The sequence below is a fragment of the Flavobacterium sp. U410 genome, from assembly GCF_053570605.1.
On the sequence record NZ_JBSEFI010000003.1, the window covers coordinates 164,510 to 180,720 of the forward strand.

A 16,211-nucleotide genomic window follows, 5' to 3' on the forward strand; every position below is an offset into this window, starting at 1 on the left:
AAATAGTAAGCAAATTTAAAAAAATGAAGTAAATTTGCCCTATGAAAAAAGAAATTTCTGTAATTATCAGTACATATAACTCACCAGAGTGGCTGCAAAAAGTCTTATGGGGGTATAATACCCAAAACTATAGAAACTTTGAGCTGATTCTTGCCGATGATGGTTCTAAACAACCCACTTTTGATTTAATTGAGCAAATGAAAAAAGAGGTTTTCTATCCGATAGTTCATGTTTGGCATGAAGATAATGGCTTTCAGAAATCTCAAATTTTAAATAAAGCTATTGAAGCTTGTTCTACTGATTATATTTTGATGTCAGACGGAGATTGTATTCCAAGACCTGATTTTGTAGAGCAACATATCAAATATAGAGAAGAAAATCATTTTTTGTCCGGAGGCTATCATAAATTACCGATGAATCTTTCTAAGATGATTACAAAAGAGGATATTTATTCTAATAAATGTTTTGACTTGTTTTGGTTAAAGAAAAATGGAATGAAAACGTCATTTAAGAATTTAAAAGTATATGCAAAAGGTTGGTTTAGCGATATTTTGAATTTTTTGACACCTACAACACCAAGTTGGAACGGACATAATTCGTCGGGTTGGAAGAAAGATATTGTGGCTATCAATGGTTTTGATGAACGAATGCAATATGGCGGACAAGACAGAGAGCTAGGAGAACGTTTAGTAAACTATGGCATCAAACCTAAACAGATCAGATACAGTACGGTTTGTCTGCATCTAGACCATCCAAGAGGTTATGCCACAAAAGAATCTATCGATAAAAATAAAAATATCAGAAAAGAAACACGTACTGAAAAGAAAAAGTGGACATCTTATGGTATTGTAAAATCATAATTTATCCGCTAAAAACTTTTTCATTTTCGGAATCATAATTTCAGGGGTTAATTCTCTATACATTATAGTAGGATTAGCCTCTATTTTTTTGCGTTCTTCAAAAGTAAATGCCGAATATAGATCGGGTTTCTCTTCTAATAAATGAACTGAAGTGTGGAATTTTCCATCTTCAAAACTAGCCCAATGATCTTTGTTGACATAAGGAGAGAAAATAGTGAACGTAGGCTTGTTTAACGCTTTTGCAATATGCACAGCACCACCTTCGTTACCTATAAAAACATCACATTGATACATTAAAGTAATAAAATCGCGGATGCTTGGTGCATAAAGATCAACAAGAATATGGTCTTTGAATTCACAAAGATTATAAATTTTTAACGCTTCTTCTTTCTGTTTTGGAGCATAATTGAATATGATATTTACATTGTATTCTCGAACTAAAAAATCACAGATTTGAGCCACGTAATCATAAGGCATTGACTTTTGAGGCGTACTTCCTAAAACACCTAAAACAACAGTTTTCTTTCCGTTTGCGTCAAACCATTTTTTGTTTTTTTCTGTTTCCGATAGAAATAACTTGGGTTCATAATCAAATTCAGCGTTAGGCTCAATTTGTTGGATTAAATGAATTCGATCTTCAATAGCTTTTCCGCTAATGTGACTTTTCTCTTTTAAATGCTCTACCGGATGGGTATAAAAACCTAAGTTTCCTGCTTTTTTACGGCTTTTGTTGCCAATGGTGATTTTTGCCCCGCCAAATTTGCAAATCAAACGGCTTTGTGTTTTAGAATAAGGATCAAAAATGACATCATATTTCTCTTTTCTAATTTGTCCGATAAAAAAGAAAAGATTCTTTATTTTTTTTAATTTTTTCTCTTCAACAGAAATAATCTTATCGATGTTAGGATTATTTTCCAGAACACCCGTTGTAAAATCGTAAGCCATAAAATGGATTTCAGCATTCGGATGTAATTTTTTATAATTGTTCGCAATTATAGAGCTGATTAATACATCGCCAATTCGCTTGTTCTGGATAATTAAAACTTTCATGTTAAAAAAATAATTTCTTGGTGCAAAGTACTATTTTTTATACTTTTAAGCCAAAATTTAATTCAACATTTGTGAATATACGCATTTATACGAATCATAATATTGATCAAGGTATTATAAAACAATTAATTACAGAGCTTCCTGCGAACAAAGAAGTTTTAGTTGAAGGAAAGCGCAATGTGATTAAAAAGGTTTCGTATAATGGAACAACCATCACAATAAAGCAATTTAAGAAACTAAATTTCTTAAAAGCTGTCATTTATACATATTTTAGGGAAAATAAAGCTAAACGGTCTTTTGAATATGCAAAATATTTATTAGAACATGATATCTTAACTCCTAAACCTTATGCTTATGTTGAAGTCAGAAACGCTATTGGTTTATTATGTGAATGCTATTATGTATGTGAATTAATTCAATATGACTTTACAATCAGAGAAATTATTCACGATCCTCTATTTCCTGATAGAGAGCAGATACTAGAAGGATTTACAGAGTTTTCATTTAAACTACACGAAGCCGATGTTAATTTTTTAGATCATTCGCCGGGAAATACATTAATTGTCAAAGAAGGTAATGAGTATAAGTTTTATTTGATTGATTTAAATCGGATGAAATTTCAAAAAATGTCACTTCAAGACAGAATGAATAATTTGAAAAAACTTTGGTTTTCCAAAGACATGATTCGACTGATTTCTAAAAAGTATGAGCAATTAAGCGGTTTTTCAGCAGCTGAATTATCAGAAGAACTATTGAAAAAAACCAATCAGTTTAAAAAGAAGATCTACAGAAAGAAATATTTAAAGAGAAAACTAAAAGGAATATTTTAAACAGGTTAAAATTTTTATTCAGGTTGTCTTAGAAAAAGAGGGCAGCTTAAAAGACTGCCCCGGTTGGTTCAATGTCATAAACATTGAGAAGTTAACAGCTTAGTTATAAATCAAACCTATCTAAATTCATTATTTTACTCCAGGCAGCAATAAAATCATGAATAAACTTTTCTTTGGCATCAGCGCTTCCATATACTTCTGCAATTGCTCTAAGCTCCGAATGAGAGCCAAATACTAAGTCAGCTCTGCTAGCTGTCCATTTTACTTCTCCTGTTTTACGGTCTTTGCCTTCAAATAGTTCTTTCGTATCATCAACTGCTTTCCAAACAGTATTCATGTCTAACAAATTAGTAAAGAAATCATTAGAAAGCGTTTCATGTTTAGTTGTGAATACACCAAGTTTTGAATTATCATAGTTTGCTCCTAAAACTCGAAGACCTCCAAGTAAAACTGTCATTTCCGGTGGTGTAAGGGTTAACAATTGCGCTTTGTCGAGTAGTAGACTTTCCGTAGAAGCATTAGATCTGGATTTTAAATAATTTCTAAAACCATCAGCAAAAGGCTCTAGAAAAACAAATAAAGCAATATCTGTTTGCTCTTGTGTAGCATCTACTCGTCCTTTAGAAAAAGGAACTGTAGTTTCGATGCCGGCATTTTTAGCCGCTTTTTCAACACCAACATTCCCAGCTAAGACAATTAAATCTGCTAAAGATATTTTTTTGGAACCTTGACGACTATTAAACTCATTTTGAATAGCTTCTAATTGTTCAATAACCTTATTAAGCTGAGTAGGATTGTTTACAGCCCAAAACTTTTGAGGAGCCAATCGAATTCTGGAGCCGTTTGCGCCCCCTCTTTTATCAGATCCACGGAAAGTAGAGGCAGAAGCCCAAGCAGTAGAAACTAATTCAGATACAGATAATCCCGATGCTGCAATCTTATTTTTTAATTGTACAATGTCATTTTCATCAACCGCTTCATAATCTGCTTTTGGAAGCGGATCCTGCCAAAGAAAATCTTCTGAAGGAACTTCTGTACCTAAATAACGCGATTTTGGTCCCATATCACGATGGGTGAGTTTAAACCAAGCTTTTGCAAATGCATCTGCAAATGCATCAGGATTTTCATAAAAATGTCTTGAAATTTTTTCATACACAGGATCAAAACGCAACGACAAATCTGTAGTTAACATGTAAGGAACTTGTTTTCCTTTTCCAAAAGCATGAGGAATGATTTCACTCGCATTTTTAGCTATCCATTGATGAGCACCTGCCGGACTTTTGGTAAGTTCCCATTCAAATTCGAATAAATGTTTGAAAAAATCATTTGTCCATTGTGTTGGTTTGGTTGTCCAAGTTACTTCCAAACCACTGGTAATGGCATCGGCACCAACACCACTTTTAAATGTACTATTCCAACCGATTCCTTGATTTTCTAAATCAGTTTCTTCAGGATCGGCACCAACGTGAGTGGTTTCTCCGGCTCCGTGTGTTTTTCCAAAAGTATGACCACCGGCAATTAAAGCTACCGTTTCTTCATCATCCATCCCCATATTTCCAAATGTTTTTCGAATGGCTTTTGCGGCTAAAATAGGATCAGGATTAGCTTCCGGTCCTTCAGGATTTACATAGATCAATCCCATTTCGGTAGCCGCAAGAGGATTTTCTAAACTTTCAGGGTTTCTATGGGCTAACCAGGTTTTCTCATCACCCCAGTAAACATCTTTATCAGCTTCCCAAACATCGGCTCTACCGCCTCCAAATCCTAAAGTTTGAAATCCCATTGATTCTAAGGCTACATTTCCGGCAAGGATCATTAAATCGCCCCAAGAGATTTTGTTCCCGTATTTTTGTTTAATCGGCCAAAGTAATCTTCGAGCTTTATCTAAACTCACGTTATCCGGCCAACTGTTCAAAGGTGCAAAGCGTTGCTGTCCGCGTCCACCGCCACCCCTTCCGTCTTGCTGACGATAAGTTCCTGCACTGTGCCAAGCCATTCGAATGAATAAAGGACCATAATGCCCGAAATCTGCCGGCCACCATTCTTGGGAATCAGTCATTAAATCAGCTAGATCTTTTTTTATGGTAGCTAAATCTAAACTTTTGAAAGCTTTGGTATAATCGAAATTATTATCCATAGGACTAATTTCAGAAGAATGTTGTCGTAAAATATCTAAAGTTAACTGTTTAGGCCACCAATCTTTGTTTTGAGTTCCGTTGACACTAATGTTCTCTTTTTCCATAGAGCCATTGTGAAAAGGACATTTTCCGTTGCTGTTTGTGTTGTGTTCCATATTTATTTAGTTTTTGATTTCATTTTAAAAATAATCTGCTATAAGCCAATGACTTATTTGTGCATTTCAAAATTACCCAAACTAAAGTTACGAAAAATATAAAAGAAATTGATTGTCTTTATTTTATAATAAAAAAAAATTATAGCTTAAAATTTTGAAAAGATTTACATTTGAAGAAATATTAATTTTATGAAAAAACTAGTTTTAATTCTTTCCGTGTTCGTATTCTCTGCTTGTTCTGAGATGCAGCAAGTTTTAGATCAATTACCTCAATCGGGTGTTTTAAGTCAAGCTGAAATCGGAAACGGTTTGAAAGAGGCTTTAAATAACGGGATAACCAAACAAGTGTCTAAATTAACGGCAACAGATGGATTTTATAAAAATGCGGCAGTGAAGATACTTTTGCCGGAAGAACTACAAAAAGTAGACAAAACGCTTCGAGATATTGGCTTATCAAGTTTAGCAGATGAAGGTTTAAAAGTAATTAACAGAGCAGCTGAAGATGCTGTTAAAGAGGCAACACCTATTTTTGTTGATGCAGTAAAGCAAATGACTTTTACCGATGCTAAAAACATTTTAATGGGAAGCGATAATTCGGCAACGCAATATTTACAGAATACCACTTCTTCTGCGTTGTATTCAAAATTTAATCCGGTTATTCAAAATTCATTTGCTAAAGTAGGAGCAGATAAGGTCTGGACAAATATTATTACAAAATATAATAGTATTCCATTAGTGAGTAAAGTTAATCCTGATTTAACAGATTATACAACTAATAAAGCAATGGAAGGTGTTTTTAAAATGATTGCCGTTGAAGAGAAAAATATCCGAACTGATTTATCTTCAAGGACTAGTGATTTATTAAAAAAAGTATTTGCTTTACAAGATAGTAAGTAAGACTTTAAATTTTTAATAATCAATAACATATAAATAACATAACGTTAACACAATTAACCGAAAAATCGTTGGATCTTTGTACCAAGAAAGAAGAAAGATAAATTTCTCATTTTGGTTAGGGTTAGTTAAAAAAATAAGCTCCGCTGTAAAGCGGAGCTTATTTTTTATATGTCTATTCTGTTTCTGCTAATCTTTCATGAATGTGCTTAAAGTATTCAAAAGCTCTGAATAAGTGCGTTCCATGCCAAGAAAACATCTCTCCGTCCACAAAAACCGTTTTAGCATGATGGGTAAATCGACCGATTTCAAAAGCGTGTTCGTCTTTAAAAGGAAAAGGTTCTGACGAAAGAAACACAAAATCAGGGTCGCCGTCCAAACGCATTTTTTTCAATTCAATTTCGGGATATCGACCTTCTTTGGCTTCGTAAATATTATTCCAATGATTTAGTTGCAATAGCGTATTGATAAAAGTATTATTTCCGGCAGCCATATAAGGCTTTGCCCAAATCATATAAGCCACTTTTTTTTCGGGTTGTTGTGCTATAAAATTTTTGAAATCTTGATGCGCGAACTGGATTTTGTCTAACCATTTTTGGGCTTCTACTCGTTTTCCCAAAAGCAAACCAAAATCTTCTATCATTTTTAAATTATCTTCGATAGTTACCACATCAGTAACCCAAACCGGACAAATTCCTTGTAATGATTTTACTATTTCTTGGGTGTTTTCTTCTTTGTTGGCAATAATAATATCAGGTTGAAGTTCTTTAATCACTTCTAGTTTTACATTTTTAGTTCCGCCAACAATGGTCTTGGTCGATTTAAAATGAAACGGATGTACACAAAATTTGGTAATTCCCACAATTGCATCTTCCAAACCCAAATCAAATAACAATTCGGTTTGCGAAGGAACCAATGAAACAATACGTTTAGGCGTTGTTTCAAACTGATGTTCTGTTCCTAATTGGTCTTTAAGTATTTTTGCCACTAATTCAATTTATTTCGCTAAAATTTGTTCCATTTCTTGTTGTAATTTCAAGGCTTCAGCTCTGGCTTTCTCGGCAAAATCAGTTCCGTTTGAAGCATAAATAATTCCTCGGGAAGAATTAATCAAAAGCCCCACATTTTTATTCATTCCATATTGGCAAACGTCTTGTAAACTTCCGCCTTGTGCGCCAACACCCGGAACCAATAAAAAACTATCGGGAACAATTTTTCGGATTGCTGTAAAATATTCGGCTTTAGTTGCTCCTACAACATACATTAAGTTGTGTGCATTTTGCCAAGTTTTAGACGTTTCTAAGACGTTCTTGTACAATTCTTTCCCATTGGCTTCCAAAGTTTGAAAGTCAAATGCGCCTTGATTAGAGGTTAAAGCCAATAAAATGGTGTGTTTGTCTTCAAAAGCTAAGAAAGGTTCAACCGAATCTTTTCCCATATAAGGAGCCACAGTAACTGAATCGAACGCTAAATCTTCAAAAAAAGCTTTGGCATACATGGTCGACGTGTTTCCGATATCACCTCTTTTAGCATCGGCTATGGTAAAAATTTCCGGATAATTAGTATTGATATAATCAATCGTTTTTTGTAAAGCTTGCCAACCTTTTAAACCATAAGCTTCATAAAAAGCAGTATTCGGCTTATAAGAAACACATACATCATGCGTGGCGTCAATAATAGCTTTGTTGAATTCAAAAATAGGATCTTCTGTCGCTAATAAATGTTGAGGAATTTTATTCAAATCGACATCTAAGCCTATACATAGAAACGATTTTTTAGTGTTGATTTGTTCAATAAGTTGTTGTGTTGTCATGTTGTTGTTTTGGTTGTGCAAATTTACAAAGCCTAATGCAAAAAAGTAAATATTCTATAAAATTATCTGAAAATCTTATAAGAAGACACTCTGATAGTAGAATTAACTTTGTGATAAATCAAAAAAAGAAATGTTATGAGAGTGAATTTAGGAATCAACCCAACCGACTTACAAACGAGTATCGATCATTTAACTGTTGTTTTGGCAAACGAAATGCTTTTGTATGTTAAAACCCGAAAATTCCATTGGAATGTTGCCGGAAACAGTTTTATGGAGCTGCATAAAATTTTTGAAAACCAATATGCAAAATTGGCACTTACCGCCGATGAAATTGCAGAACGAATAAGTGCTCTGGGCGGAAAAACAATTGGAACGATGCAGGAATTCATCAAGCATTCTGTTTTGGAAGAAAAACCAAATAAACAATATGTACAAAGTGAAATGATCACGGAACTTTTAGAAGATCACGAAAAAGTGATTATTTCATTAAGAGATGCTATTGAACAGATTGAAAACGGAAAAGATTTTGGTACGGAAGATTTTTTGACCAGTTTATTGAGAAATCATGAAGAAACCGCTTGGATTTTGCGCAAATACTTAAATTGAACTCGAAATTAACATTTCATTCACTTTTGTTTAAAGAAACTAATGCTTAACTTTACCAAACTATCATTTGTTTATGAAGCTATTTTTAAAAGTTGATAATAACCGCTTAGCTCAAAAAGTATTGGATGAAAAACTTTCAGCTTTTGGAATCAAATATACTTTGGTAAATGCTAATGAAGTTCTTTTTCTGGAATCTGTTTCCACCGAACAATACGAAGCTATTCAAAAAATATTAGCCGAATATGGTTTTGAAATTATTGAAAACCAAAAAAATGTATTGGTTCAAAAAATAAAAGATACTATTGTAGAAATGGTACTTCAGGAAGAAAATTTGAATGTAAAAGTATCGGCTTATTTAGCAGAAAAGCTGGAACATAGTTATGGTTATTTATCCAATCTGTTTTCTGAAGTAACCTATACTTCCATTGAAAACTTTGTCATTTTGCAAAAAATAGAACATGCTAAACAATTGATGGTAAACAGTAATTTAAGCTTGACTGAAATTGCGTTTAAGCTTAATTATTCTAGTGTGGCGCATTTAAGCAGTCAGTTTAAAAACACTACAGGAGTTACACCGTCGGCTTTTCAGCGTATTATAACGAAACGTCGTGAACTGCTTACCAAAAACATTCATTAACTTATTTTTCTTTTATGCAAAAAGACTTTTTACTGATAACACTCGCCGACGATGATGAAGACGACAGAATGTTTTTTACCGACGCATTTGACGAATTGAAGATCAATACTGTAGTCAATACTTTTGTAAATGGTCAGGAACTCATGGATTTTTTGAATAACGAAGAAAGTATATTGCCTAATATCATCTTTCTGGATTTGAATATGCCTATTAAGAACGGAATAGACTGTTTAAAAGAAATCAAACAGAAAGATCGTTTGAAAGATATCGCTATTGCTATTTATTCTACTTCTTCATCAGATGCTGATGTTGAGGAAACATTTGTTTTAGGAGCCAATGTGTACATCAAAAAACCAAATGACTTTTCCGAACTGAAAAAAGTATTGAATGATGTGGTTACACTCAATTGGCAATACTATACTTCCGGATTAAAAAAAGAGAATTTTTTACTGAAATTATAAAGCATGTTCAACAAAAAGTTTTTTAGTTCTTTTGCCTTTATAAAAGGAATTTTCTATGCGGCTTTTTTCGTATTGATTTTCCTGGCATCCATAACGTATAGGCACATTCAGGAATTAGAAAGCAACAGAGAAGCGATATTAAAAACATACGAAGTATCTCTGGAACTTGAGAAGTTAATTTCTTATATTAAAGATGCTGAAACAGGAGATCGCGGTTTTGTGTTATCCAATGATTCTACTTTTTTAGAACCGTATTCCAATGCACGTGACAAAGTAAACGAATCATTCGCTATTTTAAGAAAAACAACTTTTAAGGATAGTTTACAGCAAAGTCATCTCAATACGGTTTATAATCTTGTAGAACGCAGATTCATTTATTTTAAAAAAGAATTTTCAACACCACATGAATTTCAGGAAAATTTAAAAACCGGAAATCAAATAATGGATTCCCTTCGTTTAGAAGTCAACCAAATGATTACTAACGAGAAAAAGTTAATCCATTATAATGATGAAATTTATAAAATCAATAGTTCAAATACGCCATTAATTTTATTTTCAACGTTTCTTATTTCTATACTGACAATTGTTTTAGGCTATTTGCGAATTTCTAAAAATTATCAGCGCCTTTTAAAATCAAATCGGCAGTTGAAGATTTATGATGAATTGAGCAATCAATCGCAAATTTTAGGTAAGTATGGAACTTGGGTGTATCATATTTCACGAAACGAATTCTTATTTTCAGACAACTACTTTCGTCTTTTTGGGTTAGAACCCAATCAAAAAACAACTAAAATGGAAGATTTTCGCTGTATGATTGTTGAAGAAGACAGAGAAAGTCACAAACAAAATTTTCAGAACAGTCTGAAAGACGAAAATAATACGCCTATTAATTTTAAGATAAAACGAAATGATACCGGAGAAATTCGATATCTAAGAACGAAAACAAAATTAATCCAAGACGCCAAAGGATTAAAAAGTGTCATCAGTACAACACGAGACATTACAGAAGATTATCAAAAATCATTACTGATAGAAGAGCGAAACAAAGAGTTGGAAAGAACCAATCAGGAATTGTTAGAATTCAACCATGTTGCCAGTCACGATTTACAAGAACCGCTCAGAAAAATCCAAACTTTTATTTCTCGATTAGAAGAAAAAGAAATAGAACAACTTTCTGAAAATGGAAAAGCCTATTTTGAACGAATTAAAAATGCAGCTACGCGAATGCGAATTTTAATTGATGATCTGCTGCAATATTCAAGAACTAGCAGAGCTCAAGTTAGCTTCACGTCTGTTGATTTGAATGAAACGTTAGAAAATGCTTTAGCCGAACTTTCCGAAAGTATTTTAGAACAGAAGGCCATTATCGAAATAAAAAAATTACCGATAATTCAAGGTGTTGAGTTTCAATTGGAACAATTATTCACAAACTTGATTAGCAATTCATTAAAATATCGAAAAGTAGAAGAAACACCAAAGATTTTAATTTATGCCGAAGATTGTATAGCAGCCAATGAACCTGATATTAAGGATAATAGTGAAAAGAAATATCTTAAAATCACGTTCTCGGATAACGGTATTGGCTTTGATCAAGAATTTGCAGAAAAGATATTTAATTTGTTTCAAAGATTGCATAATAAAACAGATTATCCGGGAACAGGAGTAGGATTAGCTATCTGTAAAAAAATTGTAGAAAATCACAAAGGCTATATTGTAGCCAAAGGAAAGCCCCAACAAGGCAGCCAGTTTATAGTCTATTTACCCAATTAGTTTTTCCGTTAAAAAAACAAAACGCTTACTGAACAGTAAGCGTTTTTTTATGCACTATAATAGTTAAATGGAAATGTTATAACAAAGCAAAAAAATGTTGTAACACAAAAACTGCTGATCCTAACGAACTTTGTAATGTAATTAAGAAACAAACCATTACAATTAGTTTAAAAATGAAAATTAAAAAATTCATCCCAAATCTATTTTTTGCTATGGCTGTTTTGCTAACAGCATTGGTTTCGTGTAAAAGAGAAGAAAAAGATGAAATGAATAATCCTTTAATCAATATGATTAACGAAGATATTCACAACAAAGTAGACTCTCAGTTTTTGAATGATGTAACAGTAGCCGGGTTAAAAATTTTAAATGTAACCCAATATGCTAAAGAAAAAGAATTGAGCTTAAAAACAAGAAACATTATTTCAGAAATTGAAGCTAAACATGTACATCTGAATAAACGAATTAAAAAGATCGCAAAAAAGAATCTGATTATTTTACCTGATACCATCCAGGAAACAGAAGGAATAGTTGAGCAGAATGAAGTTGATATCAGAGAATATGTGTATTTAGTTGAACTGGAAAAGTTAATGAAGAAAGAAGTTGAAGAATTTTCTAGAGTAAAGAAAAATACCGAAAATGAAGAATTAAAGCAATTGGCAGAGCATGCCATTACAGAGCTAAATTCTAAGTTAAACCAAATTAATTCTGAATTAAATTAAAAGTTAACCATAAAAACACAAATTGCTATGAAAAAGAAAATTTTAACAAGTATGGCACTATTAGGATTAATAGGCTTTACAACTGCACAAGCTCAATCAACAGATGCGTCATTTGGTATAAAAGGTGGTGCCAATTTTTCGAACCTTTACGTTGACGATGTTGATGACAACAATGTTTTAGCCGGTTTTAATCTAGGAGTATTTGTAAATATGCCTTTGAATGAAGCAGTCTCCATTCAGCCTGAATTTTTGTATTCCCAAAAAGGAGCTAAATTGGCTTATGACAATGCTTTGGCAACTGGAGAAGCTAAATTCAGACTCAATTACTTAGAAGTTCCGGTACTGTTAAAATTAAATCTAACGCCAAATTTCAACCTTCATGCAGGACCTTATGTAGCTTATTTAATAGATTCTAAGGTAACTAATGAAACGAATGGAGGAGCATTTGACTTTGAACAAAATATTGATAACGATGATCTGAATAAATTCGATTACGGATTATCAGGCGGAATTGGATTTGACTTTTCATCCATATCAATAGGAGCGCGCTACAACTATGGTCTTAACACTGTAGGAAAAGAACAGAACATAGGCGGAACAACCTATACTTTCCCTGATGGGAAAAATAGTTCCGTAAGTGTCTACATGGGAATTAAATTCTAACAATTAAAAAAAAAGCTATGGGAAATTTATTATATCTGATAGCAGTGTTTTTAGTAATACTATGGGCACTAGGACTTTATGTTGGATCATTTGGAAATCTAATTCATATTTTACTAGTCATAGCTATTATTGCTATTCTATTGCGAATCATTAACGGAAGTCGAAGAATTTAAAAAATTAAAATATTATGAAAAGTGGAAATGTAATTTTAGGCGTATTAGGCGGAATTGCCGTAGGCGCTATTGCCGGAGTATTATTAGCACCGGAAAAAGGTTCAAAAACCAGAAAAAAAATGAAACAAAAAGCATCTGATATCAAATCAGATCTAAAAGGTGAATTTGAAGATTTTCTCGAAAAAATGGAAGAGAAATACCAAAACGCCAGTGAAAAAGCAAATGAAATTGCCGAAGTAGTTAAAAAATAGAACATCATGAACGAGCAAAAAGAAGCATTAGAAGAATTATTTGATAAAGTAGAAAACTATTCTAAAACAAGTTTTACTTTATACAAATTACAGTTAATTGACAAATCAAGTTCATTACTTTCAATTGTTTTGGTTTATATTGCCATAATTGTCTTCATGCTCTTTTTTATCTCATTTATTAATATTGCTTTGGCCTTATTCATCGGACAATGGATTGGAGATTATTATTTAGGCTTTCTCATCGTTTCTGTTTTTTATCTCATAGTCGGGGGACTAATCTATTGGAATAAAAACAAACTATCAGCGTATTTTTCAGAAAGCGTTCTACTCAAATTATTGTTACCAAAAAATTGGAATTATGAAAAAGAAGACTAGAAAGGAACGTTTACAGGAGCAAATTTTAATATTAGAAAACCAACAAAAAATGGATTTATATCATTTAAAATTGCAACTCGAAGATACGTATGAAAGCCTAAAACCAATTCATCTAATCACTGATTTTATTGAAAATTCAGTAAAAAATACAAACGGTATCAAATCCAGTTTAACAAAATTGATAATCAGTAGTACCGGAAGTCACTTTTTAAAGAAATGGATTGTAGGAAAACCTGAAACCTTCATTGGAAAACTATCAGGGAACATTTTTCAAAGTTTATCCTATAAATTCATTCAAAGCTTACTTCAAAAAAAGATTTTTTAAACGATAGTTGTTTAAAAAAAAATCACTAATTAAAACCAAAATCACATGAAAAAGTTCTTTTATACTGTTGTTGCGAGCACATTACTCCTAACAGCAACAAAATCTTTTGCTCAAGAGCAATACAGTTTAGATACTCCTTATGATCCCAAATTTAAATTGGGAGTAGGTTTATCAGTTGGAGCGCCTTTACAAGATCCTTATGAAACCAGTTTAGGAGGAGACGTTCGTTTACAATACGATTTTTCAAAACCGTATTCCGTAACACTAACAACAGGATTTACGAATCTTTTTGTCAACGGAAGTAATAACGATTTAGGATACATACCATTAAAAGGAGGTTTTAAAGCTTTCGTCTTAAAAGATAAATTTTATTTAATGGGAGAAGCCGGAGCTGCATTTGCCGTGACCAATGGCTATGATAAAACATCATTATTATTGAGTCCGACCATCGGTTATGCAACCAAATATATAGACTTGAGCTTGCGATATGAATATTTAAGTGATTTTCCAACAATTGAGAATAATCAACCGGACAAAGGATTAGGACAAGTCATGCTTCGATTAGCGTATGGATTTGACCTGTAAAAATCACAATAATAACTAATTAAAAAAAATGCTATGAAAAATTTATTAAGAATAACAGGAACAATGGTATTTGCAATTGCAATGGTTGCATGTACTGATAAAGAAAGTAAAATGGCGACACATAAAATTGAGAATTTTACTAAATTTGTAGACTCAGTAAGCACTGTTGCAGCAAATGAGTCGGCTGAAAAATGGGAAGATATTGAAGCAGGTTATGAAATGAAAAAAAATGAAGCAGAACAAGCTTTAGAACAAATTGAAAATAAGGTTACTGCTCAGGAAAATATCGATGCTTCAACCACAAAGTTTGATTTGTATAAAACAGAAGTGGAAAAGTCAAAAATGAAAATGGAGAAAGAAGAGCTGAGAAAAGCACTTCTAGGAGAAGAGCATATTGGAGAAGATCTTACTTTTAATTGGGTAAATAAAGACAATATTTTACAAGTTTATGAAAATTTTGTAAATACAGTTCAGCAAAATAAAGACCATTATTCAAGAGAAGATTGGGACGAAATAAAACTGCTTTACGAAGCTTTAGATTCTCGTAAAAATACAGTTGAAAAAGAAGGATTGCCTTCAAAAGATAATTTGAAAATTGCAGCTTTAAAAGTAAAATTTGCTCCTATGTACACTGTAAACCGAATGGGAGCCAAAGCAGAAGAAAATGCTGAAGCAAAAAAATAAACATCTAGTCCGACTTTAATCAGTCGGACTAATTTTAAATACCAAATTATGAGAAAAATATCGCTAATCTTAATCACCCTCTTTATGATAGGGTGTAAATCAACAGAAAAAACTGTTGAAACCAAATTAAATACGAAAGCACAAGTAGCCGTAAAAGGAGACTGGCAAGTAACCAACGTTTCTTTCGCAAATTCAGACTACATCAAAATCGATCTGTTTGATTTAGGAAATACCAAATGTTTTGTCAATAGTACATGGCATTTTATTTCTAATAACAACAAAGGAAGTATGAAGATCAACGATTACAGCTGTGCTTATGAAAGTGATATTACTTGGTATATCAACAGTAATAATGAAATGGTAATCAAGTTTTTAAACGGTACAAAAAGTAAAAAAGTAACAACAGGTTATGTGGTGCAATATGTTCCTATTAATGAAAACAAATTCCAACTGATCGAACAAGCAGATGTACTCAATAAAAAACAAGATGTAGTATTAACTTTTGAACGCATGTAGTTATGAAAAAAACGATTTTAATAGCATTGTCAGCAGTACTTTTGGTACAATGTAATGCAGTAAAAAATTCCAATAATACGCAAAGAGGAGCCGCAATAGGTGTTGCCGGAGGAGCAGTAATTGGCGGGATTTTAGGGAATAATTTAGGAAAAGGAGGCAAAGGAGCAACCGGAGCCATTTTAGGAGGTGTAATTGGTGGTGTTGCCGGAGGATTGATTGGTCGTAAAATGGATAAACAAGCACGTGAAATCCAAAATCAATTACCGGGAGCACAAGTAGAAAGAGTAGGAGAGGGAATTAAATTAACACTAAATGAAAATGCTATTCGCTTTAATTTAAACGAATCTTCATTAACTACGACTGCTAAAACCAATTTAGATAAACTGGTTTCAGTTTTCAAAGATTATGACGATACTAATATTATCATTTATGGACATACCGATAGTTCAGGAAATGATGATTATAATATGAGCCTTTCGGTGAAAAGAGCCGAATCGGTGAAAAACTATTTGGTAACCAAAGGTCTTTCCGGTACTAGATTCCAAATCGTAGGGATGGGAGAAACCGACCCCATAGATACCAATGAAACCAAAGAAGGTATGGCTAATAACCGAAGAGTAGAATTTGCCATTATTGCCAACGAAAATATGGTACAAGAAGCCCAACAAGAAGCAAAAAACTAAATAAAAGACCTCAATTTGAGGTC

At 32.7% G+C, this 16,211-nt stretch carries 21 protein-coding genes; 17 read left to right on the forward strand and 4 right to left on the reverse strand.

Annotation, left to right across the window (positions count from 1 at the left end):
* The first annotated feature begins 41 nt into the window (after positions 1-41).
* A complete protein-coding gene (locus ACUSJC_RS03645) occupies positions 42-860 on the forward strand; it encodes a glycosyltransferase family 2 protein (protein WP_449268195.1) in 819 nt (272 codons plus the stop codon).
* On the opposite strand, the gene ACUSJC_RS03650 is transcribed toward ACUSJC_RS03645, so the two are convergent.
* On the reverse strand, positions 855-1,910 hold the full coding sequence (locus ACUSJC_RS03650) for a glycosyltransferase family 9 protein (RefSeq protein WP_449268196.1): 1,056 nt from the start codon (positions 1,908-1,910) through the stop codon (positions 855-857). The two genes, ACUSJC_RS03645 and ACUSJC_RS03650, sit on opposite strands and share 6 nt — an antisense overlap.
* A gap of 71 nt (positions 1,911-1,981) precedes the next feature.
* Here ACUSJC_RS03650 and ACUSJC_RS03655 point away from each other — a divergent pair, with 71 nt between their 5' ends.
* Positions 1,982-2,740, forward strand: coding sequence for a lipopolysaccharide kinase InaA family protein (locus ACUSJC_RS03655; RefSeq protein WP_449268197.1), 759 nt, complete (start codon positions 1,982-1,984; stop codon positions 2,738-2,740).
* A 103-nt stretch (positions 2,741-2,843) separates the two neighbouring features.
* Here ACUSJC_RS03655 and katG read toward each other — a convergent pair whose 3' ends face one another.
* The gene (katG, locus tag ACUSJC_RS03660; RefSeq protein ID WP_449268198.1) at positions 2,844-5,033 is read right to left on the reverse strand and encodes a catalase/peroxidase HPI; all 2,190 of its coding nucleotides are present in this window, start codon (positions 5,031-5,033) and stop codon (positions 2,844-2,846) included.
* 189 nt (positions 5,034-5,222) lie between these two features.
* Here katG and ACUSJC_RS03665 point away from each other — a divergent pair, with 189 nt between their 5' ends.
* On the forward strand, positions 5,223-5,930 hold the full coding sequence (locus tag ACUSJC_RS03665; RefSeq protein WP_449268199.1) for a DUF4197 domain-containing protein: 708 nt from the start codon (positions 5,223-5,225) through the stop codon (positions 5,928-5,930).
* A 172-nt stretch (positions 5,931-6,102) separates the two neighbouring features.
* Here ACUSJC_RS03665 and ACUSJC_RS03670 read toward each other — a convergent pair whose 3' ends face one another.
* Together ACUSJC_RS03670 and pyrF are read right to left on the reverse strand one after the other, a co-directional pair.
* Positions 6,103-6,915: an ABC transporter substrate-binding protein gene (locus ACUSJC_RS03670; RefSeq protein ID WP_449268200.1), complete on the reverse strand. Its 813-nt coding sequence runs from the start codon at positions 6,913-6,915 to the stop codon at positions 6,103-6,105.
* A gap of 9 nt (positions 6,916-6,924) precedes the next feature.
* Complete coding sequence (gene pyrF, locus ACUSJC_RS03675) at positions 6,925-7,740, reverse strand: orotidine-5'-phosphate decarboxylase (RefSeq protein ID WP_449268201.1); 816 nt, start codon at positions 7,738-7,740, stop codon at positions 6,925-6,927.
* A 135-nt stretch (positions 7,741-7,875) separates the two neighbouring features.
* On the opposite strand from pyrF, the gene ACUSJC_RS03680 reads away from it, so the two are divergent.
* The 14 genes from ACUSJC_RS03680 to ACUSJC_RS03745 all read left to right on the forward strand — a co-directional run bounded on the left by ACUSJC_RS03680 (position 7,876) and on the right by ACUSJC_RS03745 (position 16,188).
* Positions 7,876-8,346, forward strand: coding sequence for a Dps family protein (locus ACUSJC_RS03680; protein WP_449268202.1), 471 nt, complete (start codon positions 7,876-7,878; stop codon positions 8,344-8,346).
* Positions 8,347-8,419: 73 nt separating this feature from the next.
* Positions 8,420-8,983, forward strand: a complete 564-nt coding sequence (locus ACUSJC_RS03685; protein ID WP_449268203.1) for a helix-turn-helix domain-containing protein — start codon at positions 8,420-8,422, stop codon at positions 8,981-8,983.
* Between the two features lie 14 nt (positions 8,984-8,997).
* A complete protein-coding gene (locus tag ACUSJC_RS03690) occupies positions 8,998-9,444 on the forward strand; it encodes a response regulator (protein ID WP_449268204.1) in 447 nt (148 codons plus the stop codon).
* Positions 9,445-9,447: 3 nt separating this feature from the next.
* The gene (locus ACUSJC_RS03695) at positions 9,448-11,214 is read left to right on the forward strand and encodes a sensor histidine kinase (protein WP_449268205.1); all 1,767 of its coding nucleotides are present in this window, start codon (positions 9,448-9,450) and stop codon (positions 11,212-11,214) included.
* A 173-nt stretch (positions 11,215-11,387) separates the two neighbouring features.
* On the forward strand, positions 11,388-11,933 hold the full coding sequence (locus ACUSJC_RS03700) for a hypothetical protein (protein WP_449268206.1): 546 nt from the start codon (positions 11,388-11,390) through the stop codon (positions 11,931-11,933).
* A gap of 27 nt (positions 11,934-11,960) precedes the next feature.
* Entirely contained in the window at positions 11,961-12,596 is a 636-nt protein-coding gene (locus ACUSJC_RS03705; protein ID WP_449268207.1) for a porin family protein, read from the forward strand.
* Between the two features lie 17 nt (positions 12,597-12,613).
* On the forward strand, positions 12,614-12,769 hold the full coding sequence (locus ACUSJC_RS03710) for a lmo0937 family membrane protein (RefSeq protein ID WP_449268208.1): 156 nt from the start codon (positions 12,614-12,616) through the stop codon (positions 12,767-12,769).
* Between the two features lie 14 nt (positions 12,770-12,783).
* On the forward strand, positions 12,784-13,020 hold the full coding sequence (locus tag ACUSJC_RS03715; protein ID WP_449268209.1) for a YtxH domain-containing protein: 237 nt from the start codon (positions 12,784-12,786) through the stop codon (positions 13,018-13,020).
* Between the two features lie 6 nt (positions 13,021-13,026).
* On the forward strand, positions 13,027-13,395 hold the full coding sequence (locus tag ACUSJC_RS03720) for a phage holin family protein (protein ID WP_449268210.1): 369 nt from the start codon (positions 13,027-13,029) through the stop codon (positions 13,393-13,395).
* Entirely contained in the window at positions 13,379-13,720 is a 342-nt protein-coding gene (locus tag ACUSJC_RS03725; RefSeq protein WP_449268211.1) for a hypothetical protein, read from the forward strand. Before ACUSJC_RS03720 ends, ACUSJC_RS03725 begins: the two co-directional genes overlap by 17 nt.
* A gap of 45 nt (positions 13,721-13,765) precedes the next feature.
* Positions 13,766-14,305 (forward strand): hypothetical protein, encoded by a 540-nt coding sequence (locus ACUSJC_RS03730; RefSeq protein ID WP_449268212.1) that lies wholly within the window; start codon positions 13,766-13,768, stop codon positions 14,303-14,305.
* Positions 14,306-14,338: 33 nt separating this feature from the next.
* Positions 14,339-14,989, forward strand: a complete 651-nt coding sequence (locus tag ACUSJC_RS03735; RefSeq protein ID WP_449268213.1) for a hypothetical protein — start codon at positions 14,339-14,341, stop codon at positions 14,987-14,989.
* An 84-nt stretch (positions 14,990-15,073) separates the two neighbouring features.
* On the forward strand, positions 15,074-15,505 hold the full coding sequence (locus tag ACUSJC_RS03740) for a hypothetical protein (RefSeq protein WP_449268214.1): 432 nt from the start codon (positions 15,074-15,076) through the stop codon (positions 15,503-15,505).
* A gap of 2 nt (positions 15,506-15,507) precedes the next feature.
* Entirely contained in the window at positions 15,508-16,188 is a 681-nt protein-coding gene (locus tag ACUSJC_RS03745; RefSeq protein WP_449268215.1) for an OmpA family protein, read from the forward strand.
* The last annotated feature ends 23 nt before the right edge of the window (positions 16,189-16,211 follow it).